The following is a 15,766-nucleotide window of genomic DNA, read 5'->3' on the forward strand; positions in this document are numbered from 1 at the left end:
CAAAAAAGGGGGCAGTGTTCAGAGCGCAAACGCTTCACGCAGCGCCCGGGCCATGTCCGCATGGGCCTGGCGCGCCTCGGGGATCGCGCGGCCCATCTTCACGAACTCATGGGTCACGCCGCGGTAGATCTCGAGGTCCACGGGCACGCCCGCCATGCGCAGCTTGTCGGCGTATTCCACGCCCTCGTCCACCAGCGGGTCGCACTCGGCCAGACCTATCCACGCCGGCGCCACGCCTTCCACATCGGGCGCCAGCAGCGGCGCAAAGCGCCAGTCGTCGCGGTCCGCGGGCGTGTTCACATACTGGGCGAAGAACCAGCTGATCACGGCCTCGTCCAGCACCGGCCCGTGGGCGAAGCGGCGGTGCGAATCCGTGTCCTGGTGCGCCGTGGTGCCGGGATAGATCAGCAGCTGCAGCGCCAGCGGCAGGCCCGCGTCGCGCGCGTGGATGGCACAGGCCGCCGACAGCGTGCCTCCCGCGCTGTCGCCGCCCACGGCCAGGCGGCTGGCGTCGCCGCCCAGCCCGGCCGCATGGGCCGCCAGCCACTGCAGCGCATCCCAGGCATCGTTGTGCGCAGTGGGGAATTTGTACTCGGGCGCCAGCCGGTAGCCGAGCGACACCACCATGCAGCCGCCCAGGTGCGCAAGCTGCCGGCACAGCGCATCGTGGGTGGCTACGCTGCCCACGGTAAATCCGCCGCCGTGCAGGTACAGCAGCACGGGCAGGCCCGAAGCAGGCGCTTCGGCGCGATCCACGGGCGCATACAGGCGCGCCGGCAGCAAGGCGCCGTCGCGCACGGGAATCTGCAGCTCCTGCACGCGCGGCAATGCCGGCTTGAGAATCTCCAGCACGCCGGAGCCTGCCTCGTACGCCGCCTTGGCGCCCTGCGCGCCCAGCAGGTGCATGGGCGTGCGCGCCGCGCGCTGCATCCGCACCACCACATCGCGCATGTTCTTGGTCAGGGCTTCGGGCAAGGCATGAGCGGCCTTCGGTTCGGCAGGCTGGGACACCGGGATTTCCTCGTTCAAAACAGAGCGTCCGATTTTGCCCGCAGCGCGGCCCCTGCGCGGAGCTCCGTTTGACAATCCAGGCCTCTGCAATGCGGTCCTGTCCCGCATGCGACGTGGGATGCCGGCAGCAGGCCGGCTCTCAGGGTTTGCTTTGTTTGCGGTGCAGCATGCGGGGACTAGATTAAAAGCCCGGCCGGGCCGGGACCCTGCTTCTCCTGCCCGGCACCAGAAACTTTCTGCTTACCCGTATTGCCATGGCCTTCATCAATTACGTCACCCAGATCCAGTTCGACTTCGGCGCCGTGCGCCTGCTGCGCCAGGAGTGCCAGCGCGTGGGCATCGGCAAACCCCTGATCGTGACGGACCAGGGCGTGAAGGCGGCCGGGGTGCTGCAAAAGGCATTGGACGCCCTGGGCGATCTGCCCCATGCCGTCTTCGACCAGACGCCGTCCAACCCCACCGAGGCCGCAGTGCGCGCCGCCGCGGCGCTCTACAAGGAGCAAGGCTGCGACGGCCTGATCGCCGTGGGCGGCGGCAGCGCCATCGACTGCGCCAAGGGCGTGGCCATCGCCGCCACGCACGAGGGGCCGCTGTCCTCTTACGCGACCATCGAAGGCGGCTCGCCCAGGATCACGGAGGCCGTGGCACCGCTGATCGCCGTGCCCACCACCAGCGGCACGGGCAGCGAGGTGGCGCGCGGCGCCATCATCATCGTCGACGACCACCGCAAGCTCGGTTTCCACAGCTGGCACCTGGTGCCCCGGGCCGCCATCTGCGACCCCGAGCTGACCTACGGCCTGCCGCCGCTGCTGACGGCCGCCACGGGCATGGATGCCATTGCGCATTGCATGGAGACCTTCATGGCATCGGCCTTCAACCCGCCGGCCGACGGCATCGCGCTGGACGGCCTGGCGCGCGGCTGGGCGCACATCGAACGCGCCACGCGCAGCGGCCAGGACGGCGAGGCCCGCCGCCAGCTCATGAGCGCCAGCATGCAGGGCGCCATGGCTTTCCAGAAAGGGCTGGGCTGCGTGCACAGCCTGAGCCACAGCCTGGGCGGCATCAACCCGCGCCTGCACCACGGCACGCTCAACGCCATGTTCCTGCCCGCCGTGGTGCGATTCAATGCCGGCGCCGACAGCGTGCAGCGCGAAGACCGCCTCGACCGCATGGCCCATGCCATGGGGCTGGCCAGCGGCAGCGATATTCCGGCCGCCATCCGGGACATGAATGCCCGCCTGGGCCTGCCCACGGGCCTGGCTGCCATGGGCGTGGAGCGCTCGCAGTTCGCGGCCGTGATCGGCGGCGCGCTCAAGGACCATTGCCACGCCACCAATCCGCGCCTAGCCTCGGCCGATGACTACGAGCAACTGCTGGCCGACTCCATGTAAAGAAAAAAATGCTGCAAACGCTTGCCCATCAAGCGTTTGCAGCTATTTTTTTCAGAAAGCTCACCCTCTCTCAGGCGGACTCGCTGCCGGCCTCCCTGGCATTGCCGCCCTGCACCGTGCGCACCTGTTCCATCAGCTGGTCGGCCATGGTGCGCAGCAGTGCCAGCTCGTCCGCCGTCATCTCGCGCGGCTGGTCTGCCATGATGCAGAAGCTGCCCAGCACCTGGCCCTGCCGGCCCGTGATCGGCACGCCCGCATAGAAGCGCACCTGCCGCTGCTGCAGCACGGGGTTGCGCGCAAAGCGCGGGTCCCGCGCGATATCGTTGATCACCACCGGCTCCCGGCCGTGGACCACATAGGAACACACGGCCTGATCGCGCGCCATGCCGGCGGCCTGCGGCTGCTCCCGGTCGACGATGAACAGGCTTCCCGGCGTGTGCACGCGGTCCGCATCCACCCACGACACCTGTGCCCACGGCACGTGGAAGGCATTGGCCGCCTGCTGCACGGCATCGTGGTAGGTGGACAGCAGGCCGGCATCGAGCACGCCGCTGGCATGCAGCGCCTGCACCCGCTGCGCGTCGTCCTCGGGCAACGGCGCCGCGATGCCGCCCTGGTTGCCGTCGGCGACCTGCAGGGCGCTGACCCACAGCTGCAGCTCGTGCAGGCTGCTCACACAGGCGTGGGCGCCGCACTGGGCCGCGAAATCGGGCTCCTCGCTCCCCGCGCCGGGCGCAGCGGCATTCCATAGCGCCAGCACCACCTTCAGATGCGGCCAGCGCTCCCGGATGCGCCGCACCATACGCCGCGCCACGGGCTGGGGCCGCGCACCGAAGAAGGAGAGCACCAGCAGATCGGCCTGCGGCATGGCGCGCACCCATTCGGGCTCCAGGCTGGCGCCCGTGCTGTTCCACTCCATGCCGCGCTGCGCCCACTGCGGATCGACGGCCACCGCCCAGGTGGAGCAGCTCGCGCGATGGCCGTGCAGGTCCTGCACATGCGCGACCATGGCGGCGGCCAGCGCATCGACTTCCCAGCGCGCGCCCGCGCAGTGGATGCGCAGGCGGGTGCCGCCTTCGGGCACCGCGCCCTCGGCGCCATAGTGCTCCTGCAGCTCCTCGATCAGCGTATCCATGCCGCTGGACAGGCGCAACCGGTGCTCGGCCGTGGCCGATTCCAGGTGTTGCTGGGCGGCCAGCCGCAGTGCCGGAATGGCCACCTCGTCATAGAAGCCCGCCACGGCGGCGGCCCGTCCCTCCGCGCCGGGCCTGGCGGCCACCCGGGACTGGATGTTTTCCAGCGCCATGGCAATGGCGTCATCGGTATCGTCGGCCAGCAGGCGCTGGTACAGCCGCTGCTGCAGCCCCAGCACGGGGGCGCTGCCCAGCAGCACCTCCATGAACTGCAGGGCCGGGATATAGCGCCCCAGCACCAGCAGGCAGACGGTGAGCGGCGTGGAGAGGATCAGGCCGATGGGGCCCCACAGCGCCGTCCAGAACGTGGCCGCGACGATGATGGACAGCGTGGACAGGCCGGTGCTGGCGCCATAGAGCCAGGGCTCGATCACGTTGTTGCTGACCAGCTCCAGCGCCAGGATCAGGCCCAGGGTCAGCAGCAGCATGTGCCATCCCGGATCGACCGCGAATGCCAGCGCCAGCGGGAAGACGGCCGAGATCATCGGCCCCACGTAAGGCACGAAACGCATCAGCGCGCCCAGCGCACCCCACAGGATGGCACCCGGCACGCCGATGAACCACAGGCCCACGCCCAGCGGCAGGCCGTAGCTGACGTTGACGATGAACTGCATGCGCAGGTATTTGCCAATGCGCTCGGAAGCCTCGTCCAGCGCATCCGTGGCCACATGCAGATTGCCGCCCATGAGGCGCAGCAGCCGGTCGCGCAGGTCGTCGCGGTCCAGCAGGATCAGGATGACGAACAGCAGCACGATGCCCGCCGTGGTCACGGGCTCGGCCACGCGGCTGAGCCACTGCAGCATGCGCGTGGTGGGCTTGGACTCGGGCGTCTGTATTTCCACCTTCTGCACGCGCGGCGCCGCCGTGCCGCTGGTGATTTCCTTTTCCACGGCGTTGTAGGTCTTGACCGCGCCATCCCAGGCGCTGGGCATGTTGATGCTCTTGCGCAGCGAGCGCAGCTTGCCGCGGATGGTGCTCTGATAGGTGGGCAGGTCGGCGCTGAGCTGCTGCACCTGGCTGCCCAGATACACGCCCAGGCCCGCCAGCACGCTCAGCGCCAGCGCCACCACCACGATGGCCGAGGCCATGCGCGGCAGCCCCCAGCGGCGCAGCCGCGAGACGGCAGGGTCCAGCAGGAAGCCGAACAGCAGCGCCAGCGCCAGGGGAATCAGCAGTTCGCGCCCGAAGTACAGGCCGGCGATCACGATGGTGGCTATCAGCAGCCCTACCAGCAGGCGCAGCGCGGGCACCATGCCGGCCAGCTGCGCCAGCGGCGCCAGCTCGGGTACGGGCAGGCGCGCGCGCCTTTCGGGGCCGCTCCATGGGGCGGCAGGCCTGGCGTTCTCGGAGGTGGGAGGCAGGGGCTCGGACATAGGCGGAAAATCACGAAAATGCTCGACGCTACCGCAGCAGCGGCCTCCATCATGCCGGTGTCCCTGCAGGACATAAGGCGTTGCATTCGCAACACCCTGTCAGCCATCAGCCCGGCAGCCTGCCGCGCCAGGGCCTCCCTAGAGCGGCAGCACGCGCGACGGATCGGGCCGCTGCAGCCACTGGGCGAACTCGTCGGCCAGCTGGCGGCTGGCCGAGGTGGCCGCGTTCCAGGCCCTGGCACGCGCCGCATGGTCCGTACCGTAGTCCAGGAAATCGTGCCGGTCGGGCAGCTTGCCGCGCGGCAGGCCGGCCACCCAGGCCGGGTCCGGGGCCAGCACCACCATGGAGTCCAGGAAGTGGCTGGCACGGTGGCGCCAGCGCAGGCTTTTGTCGAGCCAGCCCGGCACGACGGCGCGCTGGAAATGCGGATACAGCACGATGCCGTCCCCGGCCTGCGATGCCGCATAGTCCAGATGCATGTGGTAGTCGGTGATGCCGCCGTCCCAGTAGGCGCCGCGCGGCGCGCCGGCGATGTCGTGCACGGCCTGCAGCACGAAGGGAATCGAGCAGCTGGCGCGCAGGGCCTGCATGAAATTGGCCTCGTCCAGCCGCGCCTGGCGCGTGCACAGGTCCGCCGTGGCAAACGGCAGCCGGTGCGGCGCTTGCTGCGGCCCGTGCGGCGCGGTGGAAAACACCACGCGCTCCAGCCACCAGCCCAGCGCCGGCCGGTGCAGCGCATTGCTCATGAAGGCGCCCAGGTAGCCCAGCGGTGTGCGCCAGCCCGACTCGCGCGCCAGCAGGCCGCGCCCGCGCGCTGCCACCACATGCAGCCGGTAGCGGCGATGGGCCAGCACCTCCGCCACCCGGCCGCCATAGAAGTCCTGCAGGCTTTGCGCGAAGCGCTCGCTGACCAGCCAGGCCGGCGTGCGCCTGTGCCCGGCCGGCGGGTCGAAGCGCTGGGCGATGTAGTCGCGCTCGAGCCGCGCCAACGCCTGCTCGGGCTGGGCAAGGCAGGCCGTGGCCATGCGCCAGGCGCCAATCGAGGCGCCGACCAGATCCACGGGCTGGTCGGCCTGCGCCAGCCAGTGGCCGAAGATGAAGCGGTCCAGCGGGCCGAGGATCAGCCCCTTGGGCCCGCCCGCCGCAGCCGGTATCACGCGGACATGGCCGGGCGCCAGGCCATGCCGGCGGATATGGTCCAGGGCCTTGGGGCCGGCATGGATGCGCAGTGCGGGGACATGACTCATGGGCGCCATTGTGCCGGCGCCGGGCTCGGCCGTCACAGCTGCACGTCCAGCCCGCCGGCCGCATGCCAGTCGATCGATGCCTGCCGCAGCACCATGTCGATGTCCATGCGCAGCGCCAGCCCCACTTCCGCGGGAAAGCTCACGGCCAGCTTGCGGTCGTCCCAGTTCGCAGCCCGGGCGCGCACGCGCCAGCAGGCCAGGTGCAGCACGCCCGTCAACGGCTCGAACTGCGATTGCTGCATGGGCGCATGCAGGTGTAGCAGCGCCTGCACCATCAGGGGCGGCAGATTCCACGAGCCGGCCAGCGCCGCGCTGACCTGGCTGTAGCTGTAGCCGTACACCTGCATTTCGAGCCGCGCGCGGTTCGGATGCAGCACGGCCACCGTCTCGCCCATGGCCGCCGCCCGCTGCGCGTCCGCGCCATGCAGCAGGATCTCGCCCAGCCCGTGCAGCAGCCCCAGCGCATAGGCCGTGGCCGCAGGCGCCTGTACCGAGGCCGCCAGCGCGCGCGCCAGCTTGGCCACCTCCACGCTGTAGCGCCAGAAATCAGGCAGCTCCAGCCCCTGCAGCCAGCCTGTGCCCAGGCCCAGCGGCGCCTGCGCCACCAAGTCGCGCAGCTCCGCCTGCCCCAGCACGACCAGGGCCTCGGGGATGCCGGACACGCGCTGCTCCAGCTGGTGCTCGGCGCGGTTGGCCGCGGCCAGCAGACGGGCTGCCAGCGCCGGGTCGGTGCCAAACAACTGGTCCAGCCTGCGCATGCCGGGCTGCGGCGTGCGCAGCTCGCTCAGCAACAGCGCCACCGTGCGCGGCTGGCTAGGCAGCGCCAACGGAGCCTGCAGCAAGGCGGACAGATTCAGAGGTTTTGCGCGGCTCATTCCCATGCACGGCCCGGGGCCGCCTTTCCTTTGCTCGATCAATACGGCGGCCTTCGCGGCCCCGGCGCCTGGCGCCTTTACAGTTTTTCTTCCCGTTGCAGCTGCACCGGCTGCCCCACGGTCAGCTGGCCCGCAATCCGGCGCGTCAGCGGCCGCAGCACGGAAAAATGGTCCGCGCCCTGCACCGAGACGCAATGCACATGCTGCGATTTGCGCGCTGCGCAGAGTGCGTCCAGGCTGCCGATATTGCTGGGGCGCCGGTTGCCCTCGATGATCCAGGTCGGGCTTTTGATGGCATGCAGCCAGTGCACGGGAGAGCGCAGCCGCATTTCGTCTGCGGGCAGCTGGCTCCACCTGACCGGCCAGCCATAGCCACCCACCTCGTCCACCGGACCGAAGGCGAAAACGCCCTGCACCGGCAGGCCCGCCGTGGCGGTCAGCAGCGCCAGCGTGGCGCCCGTGCTGTGGCCGCCCAGATAGATGCGCGAGGCATCGACATAGGGCAGACGGGCCGCCTGCAGCATGGCGACGGCCACATCCTGCACCTCGCCCCAGAAATATTCGCGCTGGCCGGGATTGTCGTTGCCGCCGCGCAGCGTGGGAAACAGCATGGCCATGCCGGCCTTGCGAAAGGCGCTGGCGCTCTGGTCGTCGGCCGCAGCGCCTTCGCTCCAGAAGTCGCCGAGGCTGTTGGTGTCGCCGCCGGTCAGCCACACCATCAGCGGCTGCTTGCTGCCGTCGCCGGGGTTGGGCGTCACGAACGCCGTGAGCCTCAGCTCGCCGCTTTGGTAGGCCATAGGCACGAACAGCTGCGCGGGCGGTTGCGGCAGGGCCGTGGCAGCCGTGCGGGCACCGGGCAGCAGCGCGGCGGCGATCTGCGTGCTTTTGCCTTCGCGCGCCTGCATCAGGTTCTGCAGGCCGATGGCCCCCGTGGCGATCTGCTGCTCCACCGCCTTTTCGATCTGCGCCTGCTCGGCCGCACGCGCCTGGCTCTGCCGCAGGGCCGCTTCACGCTGCAGCCTGGCTTCCTCGTGCCGGCGCAGCGACGCCTCGTACCCGGCCATGGCCTCGCGCGTGATGCAGCGTCGGGCCATGTCGATGGCCAGGCCTTCTTCCTGGGCCTTGTTCAGCTGCGCCGGATCGAGCCTGACCGTATGGCAGACCGCATCACCGGCCGCGGCCGTTGCCGGCGGCCAGACCAGCGGCTGCTGCTGGGCTTCGGCCTTGTGCCTGACCCAGTCCAGCGACACCCTGCCGCGCGAAGTCATCTTGGCGCCGATGAGCGCCACCAGCAGCACCACGCCGAGAGCGGGCAGCATCCTGCCCGCGGCTCCTGTCCTGGCCTTGCGCATCCTCTTTCCCTCCCAACGGCCGCCTGTGAATGGATATGAATGGGCGGCGGCCCAAAGGGGTGATTATTTCTTGAGACCTTGCAGCTTGGCAAAGGCCGAGGCCATGGCGCTTTGCGGCTCGGGCTCGCCACGGCGCTGCGGCTGGCCATATGCGCCTCGGCCGCCGCCATAGCCGTTGCCCCGCCCGGCGCTTTCAAAGCGGTTCTCGCGCGGGCCGTCGCGCCTTGCCGGCGCCGCATCGAGCTTCATGGTCAGGCTGATGCGGTTGCGCGCCACGTCGACCTCGAGCACCTTGACCTTGACGATCTGGCCGGTCTTGACGACCTCGCGCGCATCCTCGACGAACTTGTGGCTCATCTGGCTCACGTGGACCAGGCCGTCCTGGTGCACGCCCAGGTCCACGAAGGCGCCGAACTGCGCCACGTTGCTCACCGTGCCTTCGAGGACCATGCCTTCCTTGAGGTCCTTGATGTCCTCCACGCCGTCGTTGAAGCGCGCCACCACGAAGTCCGGGCGCGGGTCGCGGCCGGGCTTTTCCAGCTCGCCCAGGATGTCCTTGATGGTCACGGCGCCGAATTTGTCGTCGGCGAACTGCTCGGGCTTGAGGCTCTTGAGCACCTCGCCGCGGCCCATGATCTGCTCGATGGGCTTGCCGGTCTTGACGATGATCTGCTCCACCACCGGGTAGGTCTCGGGGTGGACGCCGGTCATGTCCAGCGGGTTGTCGCCGCCGCGGATGCGCAAAAAGCCCGCCGCCTGCTCGAAGGTCTTGGCGCCCAGGCCCGCCACCTCCATGAGCTGCTTGCGGTTCCTGAAGCTGCCATTGGCATCGCGCCAGCGCACCACGGACTTGGCCACCGAGCCGCTCAGGCCCGAGACGCGCGACAGCAGTGGCGCCGAGGCCGTGTTCAGGTCCACGCCCACGGAGTTCACGCAGTCCTCGACCACGGCGTCGAGCTGGCGCGCCAGCTCGCTCTGGTTCACGTCGTGCTGGTACTGGCCCACGCCGATGCTCTTGGGGTCGATCTTGACCAGCTCGGCCAGCGGGTCCTGCAGGCGGCGGGCGATGGACGCCGCGCCGCGCAGGCTCACGTCCACATCGGGCATTTCCTGGGCCGCGAACTCGCTGGCCGAGTACACCGAGGCGCCCGCCTCGCTGACCACCACCTTGTCGATCTTCCTGTCGGCCTTGGCGGCGATCTTGATCAGGTCGGCCGCCAGCTTGTCGGTCTCGCGGCTGGCCGTGCCGTTGCCGATGGCGATTAGGTTGATGTTGTGCTTTTCCACCAGCTTGGCGAGAACGGCCAGCGAGCCGTCCCAGTCGCGGCGCGGCTCGTGCGGGTAGATGGTGGCGGTGTCCACCAGCTTGCCGGTGCTGTCCACCACGGCCACCTTCACGCCGGTGCGGATGCCGGGGTCCAGGCCGATCACGGCGCGCTGGCCCGCGGGCGCGGCCAGCAGCAGGTCGCGCAGGTTGTCGCCGAAGACCTTGATGGCCACCTTCTCGGCGTCCTCGCGCAGGCGCGAGAACAGGTCGCGCTCGGTCGAAAGGCTCAGCTTCACGCGCCAGGTCCAGGCAATGCACTTGCGGATCAGGTCGTCGGCCGGACGCTTGGCATGGCTCCAGCCCAGGTGCAGTGCGATCTTGCCTTCGGCCAGGCTGGGCTGGCCGGGCTCGGGCTCCACCGGCTGCACCAGCTTGGCCTCGAGGATTTCGAGCGCGCGGCCACGGAACACCGCCAGCGCCCGGTGCGAGGGCACGCGGCCGATGGGCTCGTCGTAGTCGAAGTAGTCGCGGAACTTGGCCACCTCGGGGTCGTTCTCGTTCTTGGACTCGACCTTCTTGGACCTGAGCAGGCCCTCGTCCCACAGCCATTCGCGCAGCTTCTGCACCAGGGCCGGGTCCTCGGCCCAGCGCTCGGAGAGGATGTCGCGCACGCCGTCGAGCACGGCGAAAGTGGTCGAGAAATCGGGGCCCGGCTTGCCGTCGTCCAGCGTGGTGGCGGGCTGGCAGAAGGCCTCGGCCTCCTTGTGCGGGTCCAGCGTGGGGTCGGCAAACAGCTTGTCGGCCAGGGGCTCGATGCCGAATTCCCTGGCGATCTGGCCCTTGGTGCGGCGCTTCTGCTTGAACGGCAGGTAGATGTCTTCCAGCTCCTGCTTGGTCGGCGCTCCGGCGATCGCCAGGCGCAGCGCATCGGTCAGCTTGCCCTGCTCGTCGATGGCCTTGAGCACGGCCTCGCGGCGGTCTTCGAGCTCGCGCAGGTAGGTCAGGCGCTCGTCCAGCGTGCGCAGCTGCGTGTCGTCCAGGCCGCCCGTGGCTTCCTTGCGGTAGCGGGCCACGAACGGAACCGTGGCGCCGCCGTCGAGCAACTCCACGGCCGCACTGACCTGCTGCGGCTTGACATTCAGTTCTTGAGCAATCTGACCAATGATTTTTTGCATGCGAGGCGCCCCAGGGCGAGAAATCCGGAAAGCCGCCGAGTTTGCCATACCACCTGCACCCCGTCCGGTTTGCCCGGGCACTCAAATGCAACAGAAGCTAAAAACTATGTTTTTCATAGCTGCTTGCGCTTGATGGGTATGCACAAAAGCCTTATTTCATTCAGAATCCCCGGCATGCAGGACGATTTGTTTGGCCCGGCTTCGCCCGAGCCTGCCAGGAAACCGCAGGCAGCCCCATCCGCCCCCCGGCCCAAGGCCCGCAGCGGCGATGTGGCACTGGCGCCTGCGGCAGCCCAATACCAGGCGTTGGCCGCGCAGCTGCCGGCCAACCTGCGCATGGGCGTGTCCACCTGGTCCTATCCGGGCTGGGAAGGGCTGGTATGGGACGGGGCCTACGACGCCAGCGTGCTGTCCAAGAAAGGCCTCACGGCCTACCACCGGCACCCGCTGCTGCGCACCGTCTGCGTGGACCGCACCTTCTGGCGCCCGCTCACGGCCAGCCAGTACGCAGCCTATGCGGCCCAGGTGGATGCGGATTTCCGCTTCGTCGTCAAATGCCCGGCCGGCGTGACCGATGCGCAGGTGCGCGGCGAGGACGGCAAGGCACGGGAAACCAATCCGGCCTTTCTGGACCCCCGCCTGGCCGTGGAGCATTTCGTCGAGCCCACGCTCGAAGGCCTGGGCGACAAGCTGGGCGTGCTGGTCTTCCAGCTCAGCCCGCTGCCCTGGGGCTGGCTCAGCCGTCCCACGCTGCTGCTGGAGCGCCTGGGCACCATGCTGGCCGCCGTGCGCGAGGCGCTGGCCGCCCGCCCGCAGGTCATCGTGGCCGTGGAGGTGCGCGACCCCGAACTCCTGATCGCCCCGCTGGCCGACACGCTGCGGGCCCATGGCGCCACTTTCTGCCTGGGCCTGCACGGCAAGATGCCGCCGATCGAGGTACAGCTGCCCATCCTGCGCGCGCTGTGGCCCGGCCCGCTGGTCTGCCGCTGGAACCTGAACCGCATCTTCGGTGCCTACGGCTATCCGGATGCGCAGAAAAAGCACGATCCGTTCAACGAGATCCGCTCCGAAGACCTGCACACGCGCGAGCTGCTCGCGCGCACCATCCGCGGCATCACGGGCGCGGGCCAGCCGGCCTTCGTGACCGTCAGCAACGATGCCGAGGGCTGCGCGCCCTGCTCGATCGCGCTGCTGTCCCAGGCGATTGCCGCACTGTAGAAAGCCCTTCATGACCGTCTCCCACACACTGCCCGCCAGCACGGCGGACCTGCTGGCCCACACCGGCCACATCGGCCTGGTGCAAGGCATATCGGCAGGCCATTTCACCGATGCGCGCCGGCCCACGGGCTGCAGCGTGGTGCTGTGCCCGCAGGGCGCGGTCGGCGGCGTGGACGTGCGCGGCGCCGCACCCGGCACGCGCGAGACGGATCTGCTGCATCCGAGCAACCTCGTGCAGCAGGTGCACGGCATCGTGCTGGCCGGCGGCAGCGCCTGGGGGCTGGATGCGGCCGGCGGCGCCGTGCGCTGGCTGGAGGAGCAAGGCGCCGGCCTGGATATCGGCGTGGGCCGGATTCCGCTGGTGCCGGCCGCCGTGCTGTTCGACGTGATGATGGGCGACATGCGCATACGGCCCGACGCCGCCGCCGGCTACGCCGCCTGCCAGGCCGCCGGCAAGCTGCGCCCGGCCGAAGGCAGCGTGGGCGCCGGCGCGGGCGCCGTGGTGGGCAAGCTGTTCGGCCACGGCCGCGCGATGAAGGGCGGCATCGGCACGGCCAGCTTCACCGTGGACGGCGTGACCGTGGGTGCGCTGGTGGCCTGCAATGCGCTGGGCGATGTCTACAACCCCTATACGGGCGAGCTGCTGGCCGGCGCGCGCCAGGCCGACGGCAAGGCCCTGCTCGATGCGCGCCAAGCCCTGCTGGCGGGCCAGGAGCCGCGCCCCGTGCTGGCGGGCAGCAACACCACCATCGGCGTGGTGGCCACCGACGCCCGGATCACCAAGGCCCAGGCGCACCGGCTGGCCGTGGTGGCCCACGACGGGCTGGCGCGAGCCATCAACCCCGTGCATACCATGAGCGACGGCGACAGCCTGTTTGCGCTGGGCACGGGCCAGTCCGGCAAACAGCTCGGCATGATGACGCTGAGCACGCTGGCCGCCGAAGCAGTGGCGGTGGCCACGGCACGCGCCATTTTGCTGGCCCGGCCCATGCCCGTGGCCGGCCAGCCAATCCTGCCCTGCGCCAGCGACCTGCGGCAGCCGGGGCTTTAGCGCGGCAGGTTTTTGCGCCGCAAGGCATCAAAAACAGGAGCTGCCTTCACCGGTCAGCCCTGGATTTGCGATCCGTATCGGCCTGAACCACAGCAATAGTGGGCGCAGACAGCTCCTGTTTTCACTCCAGGCTTTCGCCCTCGATGCGGCGCAGCTGGCCTTTGGCCACCAGCTTGTCGCGCATGCGCCGCGTCATCGACTGGGTGCTGCCATCGGCCGCCGTGAACAGGAACAGGCTTTGCTGCGGGCTCATCCAGGTCAGGCGCGTGCGCAGCTGCTGGCGCTCGTTGCGCAGCTCCACCCAGGTGCCCAGGGGCCAGTCGCCCGCATCCGCGGCCGGGCCCGACGCCGCCGGCCCACCGTCCGCGCCGGCGATTTTCTGGTCCGGCCCGGCCTGTACAGCTGCTTCGGCTTGCGGCGCGGAATGCATCCAGCTCTCTGCCGAGCGCTGGCCTGAAGGCCGGGGCTGCCGCGTGCGCGCTCCCCCATTTCCCAGCGCGGCGGCCAGCACCTCCTGCGCCTCGGCGACGGCCAGAGCCGCTTCAGGGGCAGGGCTTTCCTGCGCCAGCGGCGCGTGCTGCGTCTCGTGCGCACCGTCCAGCGCGGCCAGCATGCTGGGCAGCAGGTCCAGCGCATCGGGCTGGCCGGGCGCTGGGGCCTGCCGGGCCATTCCCGCATCGAGCGCATCCTGGTGCAGGGCCGCCAGCCGTGCGGCCAGCGCGCGGATTTCCCATTCGGTACGGCCCACGCTCCGCAGCCCCGCCGCCAGCCGCGCCTGCAGCCGCGGCGCCAGGGCGGCCAGGCGCCGGGTGTCGGCACTGGCCTGGGGCGAGACGCTCCACAGCAGGCTGGGCACCAGGGCCAGATAGCCGCCAGGGTCGCTGTCCGGCAGTGCCTGACCGCCGGCCTCCAGCCTTTGCGCATGGGCGATGACCTGTGCCCAGGGGCCGGTCACGAAGTCCAGCATGTCCTCGGGAACGCCTCTGGCACTGGGCAGGCGGCGTATGGCATGGGCGATGTGCGAGGAATCGGGCCGCACGGCATCCGGCTGTACGCCATCCGGGAAAGAGGCTTCCCGAGGCAGGGAGCGGCTCTGGCCTTGCGGCTGTCCGGGCTCTTCATCGGCAGCCACGCCATGGCCGGCGCCAGGCGGGCTCCAGCCGTCGCGTAGGTGCTGCAGCACCTGGGCAAATGCCTGCGCATCCACCGCGGGCCAGGCCGCCAGCTGCCTGGCGGCGGAGTCGGCCGCCTGGATGAATCTTGCAAAACCCGGCGCGGCCTCGTCGGCAAACCAGAGGCTGCGCGCCGTGAGCTCGTCGAGCAGCTGGCGCGCCGGATGCAGGCGGTCCTCGAAAAAACGGGCATCCTGCTCCACCAGCTGCAGCAGCGCAGGCTCGAGCAGGCGCAGCACCTGCTGCACGGACGGCAGCAGCTGCGCATCCTGCGCCATGTGCTCCATCATGCGCTGTAGGGTTCGTGCCGAACGGGACAGCCCGGCGGCAGCGGCGGGTGGACGGGATGGCAGGCCTGCCGCCCCCGGCCGGTGCAAGCCGGACGCCAGCGCCGCGGTCGAATAGGAACTGCTCCAGCCCGGACCCGGCTCCCCGGCCGCGGCCGGCATGGCGGCCGCTGTGCCGAAGGCCGTGGCCTGGTTGAAGCCGCCGAGGAGGGAATGCACGGTGGACGGTTGCGCCGCCTCGGCCTCGGCCAGATGGCCGAGCATGGAATCGGTCAGCGCCTGGGGCGCGGTATAGCAGCTGTCCTCGATCCAGCGCGGATCGGACAGCAATTCCTGCAGCAGGCACAGCGTCAGCAGGCTTTCGCGTTGGGCCGCATAGGCACGGCTTTGCGCAACGGCATTGCCGTACTGCTCCGGCGCCTGCCAGCGCGCGCGCGAACCTGCAGGGTCGCCCTGCCGGCGCCGGGCCACGCTCGGTGCCTGGGCGGGCGGCGCGGCATAGAGCGCCGGCACCACGCCGAGTTCGCGCAGCAGCTTGGCGGTGCGCGCATATTCGGAGACCAGCAGCGGCCCCAGGTGCTGTGCCATGGCTTCGAGCCAGCAATGGGCGTGCGCGGGCTCGACCTTGGCTGCGGCAATCAGCTGCACCCAGGCCTGCACATAGTTTTCCGGCCGCAGCGGATTGCTTTCGGGATGCACATAGGCCATGCCCTGGGCTGCGCTGACCAGCGCGTCCAGGTCCGCGAGCGCCAGCTCCACCATGGGCGCCACGGCCTGCTGCAGGCGCTGGCCGTCGAGCCAGCTTTGCTGCCGCGCCGCATCCTGCGGGCAGCCGCCGCAATCCGGCAGGCCGAAATCATCGGCAATGGCGGGAGAGGAAAAGGAAAATGGCTGCCTGGCCGATTGCGCCAGGGTTTCCAGCAAGGCCTGCGGATAGCCCTTGAGCAGTTCGCCCTGGTGCAGCCGCAGGCTGCGATGGGCATCGGCAAGAAGGCCGAGCCGCTCGGCATCCTGGATGGCGGGATCGGGCTGCTGCAGCGCATGCTCGATACGCTGCAGCAGACGCAGAGCCAATGTCTCGGCGCTGCGCACCGCCTGCACAAGGCAGGTGCGCAATACCGACACGGGAACGGGAGAAAGGCTCATAGGCGCC

10 protein-coding genes are annotated in these 15,766 nt (G+C 69.9%); 3 read left to right on the plus strand and 7 right to left on the minus strand.

Annotation, left to right across the window (positions count from 1 at the left end; genetic code table 11):
- Nucleotides 1-18: 18 nt before the first annotated feature.
- On the minus strand, nucleotides 19-951 hold the full coding sequence (locus tag Cte04_RS01880) for an alpha/beta hydrolase (RefSeq protein WP_157081809.1): 933 nt from the start codon (nucleotides 949-951) through the stop codon (nucleotides 19-21).
- Nucleotides 952-1,265: 314 nt separating this feature from the next.
- On the opposite strand from Cte04_RS01880, the gene gbd reads away from it, so the two are divergent.
- Complete coding sequence (gbd, locus tag Cte04_RS01885) at nucleotides 1,266-2,402, plus strand: 4-hydroxybutyrate dehydrogenase (RefSeq protein ID WP_066470821.1); 1,137 nt, start codon at nucleotides 1,266-1,268, stop codon at nucleotides 2,400-2,402.
- A 70-nt stretch (nucleotides 2,403-2,472) separates the two neighbouring features.
- Here the strand turns inward: gbd and Cte04_RS01890 are convergent, their stop codons facing one another.
- The 5 genes from Cte04_RS01890 to Cte04_RS01910 form a co-directional block, all read right to left on the minus strand.
- Nucleotides 2,473-4,968 (minus strand): AI-2E family transporter, encoded by a 2,496-nt coding sequence (locus tag Cte04_RS01890; RefSeq protein ID WP_083526442.1) that lies wholly within the window; start codon nucleotides 4,966-4,968, stop codon nucleotides 2,473-2,475.
- Between the two features lie 138 nt (nucleotides 4,969-5,106).
- Nucleotides 5,107-6,216, minus strand: coding sequence for a patatin-like phospholipase family protein (locus Cte04_RS01895; RefSeq protein ID WP_066471852.1), 1,110 nt, complete (start codon nucleotides 6,214-6,216; stop codon nucleotides 5,107-5,109).
- A gap of 32 nt (nucleotides 6,217-6,248) precedes the next feature.
- Entirely contained in the window at nucleotides 6,249-7,091 is an 843-nt protein-coding gene (locus tag Cte04_RS01900; RefSeq protein ID WP_066471858.1) for an HDOD domain-containing protein, read from the minus strand.
- 77 nt (nucleotides 7,092-7,168) lie between these two features.
- A complete protein-coding gene (locus Cte04_RS01905) occupies nucleotides 7,169-8,410 on the minus strand; it encodes an alpha/beta hydrolase family protein (protein ID WP_245633254.1) in 1,242 nt (413 codons plus the stop codon).
- A gap of 96 nt (nucleotides 8,411-8,506) precedes the next feature.
- Nucleotides 8,507-10,885 carry a Tex family protein gene (locus Cte04_RS01910; protein ID WP_066470824.1) on the minus strand — a complete coding sequence of 793 codons (2,379 nt, stop codon included), beginning with the start codon at nucleotides 10,883-10,885 and terminating at the stop codon, nucleotides 8,507-8,509.
- A 174-nt stretch (nucleotides 10,886-11,059) separates the two neighbouring features.
- Between Cte04_RS01910 and Cte04_RS01915 the strand changes: the two genes are divergently transcribed.
- Both Cte04_RS01915 and Cte04_RS01920 read left to right on the plus strand, forming a co-directional pair.
- Nucleotides 11,060-12,103 carry a DUF72 domain-containing protein gene (locus Cte04_RS01915; protein WP_066470832.1) on the plus strand — a complete coding sequence of 348 codons (1,044 nt, stop codon included), beginning with the start codon at nucleotides 11,060-11,062 and terminating at the stop codon, nucleotides 12,101-12,103.
- A gap of 10 nt (nucleotides 12,104-12,113) precedes the next feature.
- Nucleotides 12,114-13,154: a P1 family peptidase gene (locus Cte04_RS01920; protein ID WP_083526443.1), complete on the plus strand. Its 1,041-nt coding sequence runs from the start codon at nucleotides 12,114-12,116 to the stop codon at nucleotides 13,152-13,154.
- A gap of 121 nt (nucleotides 13,155-13,275) precedes the next feature.
- Here Cte04_RS01920 and Cte04_RS01925 read toward each other — a convergent pair whose 3' ends face one another.
- Nucleotides 13,276-15,759 (minus strand): DUF1631 family protein, encoded by a 2,484-nt coding sequence (locus Cte04_RS01925; RefSeq protein ID WP_083526444.1) that lies wholly within the window; start codon nucleotides 15,757-15,759, stop codon nucleotides 13,276-13,278.
- Nucleotides 15,760-15,766: the final 7 nt, after the last annotated feature.

This window comes from Comamonas terrae, assembly GCF_001544075.1.
In the GTDB taxonomy this organism is placed as follows: Bacteria; Pseudomonadota; Gammaproteobacteria; order Burkholderiales; family Burkholderiaceae_C; genus Comamonas; species Comamonas terrae.

Coding starts and splice junctions, on each gene's coding strand:
- Cte04_RS01880 (WP_157081809.1), bottom strand. CDS start 951: ATGCGCGATGTGGTGGTGCGGATGCAGCGCGCGGCGCGCACGCCCATG.
- gbd (WP_066470821.1), top strand. CDS start 1,266: ATGGCCTTCATCAATTACGTCACCCAGATCCAGTTCGACTTCGGCGCC.
- Cte04_RS01890 (WP_083526442.1), bottom strand. CDS start 4,968: ATGTCCGAGCCCCTGCCTCCCACCTCCGAGAACGCCAGGCCTGCCGCC.
- Cte04_RS01895 (WP_066471852.1), bottom strand. CDS start 6,216: ATGAGTCATGTCCCCGCACTGCGCATCCATGCCGGCCCCAAGGCCCTG.
- Cte04_RS01900 (WP_066471858.1), bottom strand. CDS start 7,091: ATGAGCCGCGCAAAACCTCTGAATCTGTCCGCCTTGCTGCAGGCTCCG.
- Cte04_RS01905 (WP_245633254.1), bottom strand. CDS start 8,410: ATGCTGCCCGCTCTCGGCGTGGTGCTGCTGGTGGCGCTCATCGGCGCC.
- Cte04_RS01910 (WP_066470824.1), bottom strand. CDS start 10,885: ATGCAAAAAATCATTGGTCAGATTGCTCAAGAACTGAATGTCAAGCCG.
- Cte04_RS01915 (WP_066470832.1), top strand. CDS start 11,060: ATGCAGGACGATTTGTTTGGCCCGGCTTCGCCCGAGCCTGCCAGGAAA.
- Cte04_RS01920 (WP_083526443.1), top strand. CDS start 12,114: ATGACCGTCTCCCACACACTGCCCGCCAGCACGGCGGACCTGCTGGCC.
- Cte04_RS01925 (WP_083526444.1), bottom strand. CDS start 15,759: ATGAGCCTTTCTCCCGTTCCCGTGTCGGTATTGCGCACCTGCCTTGTG.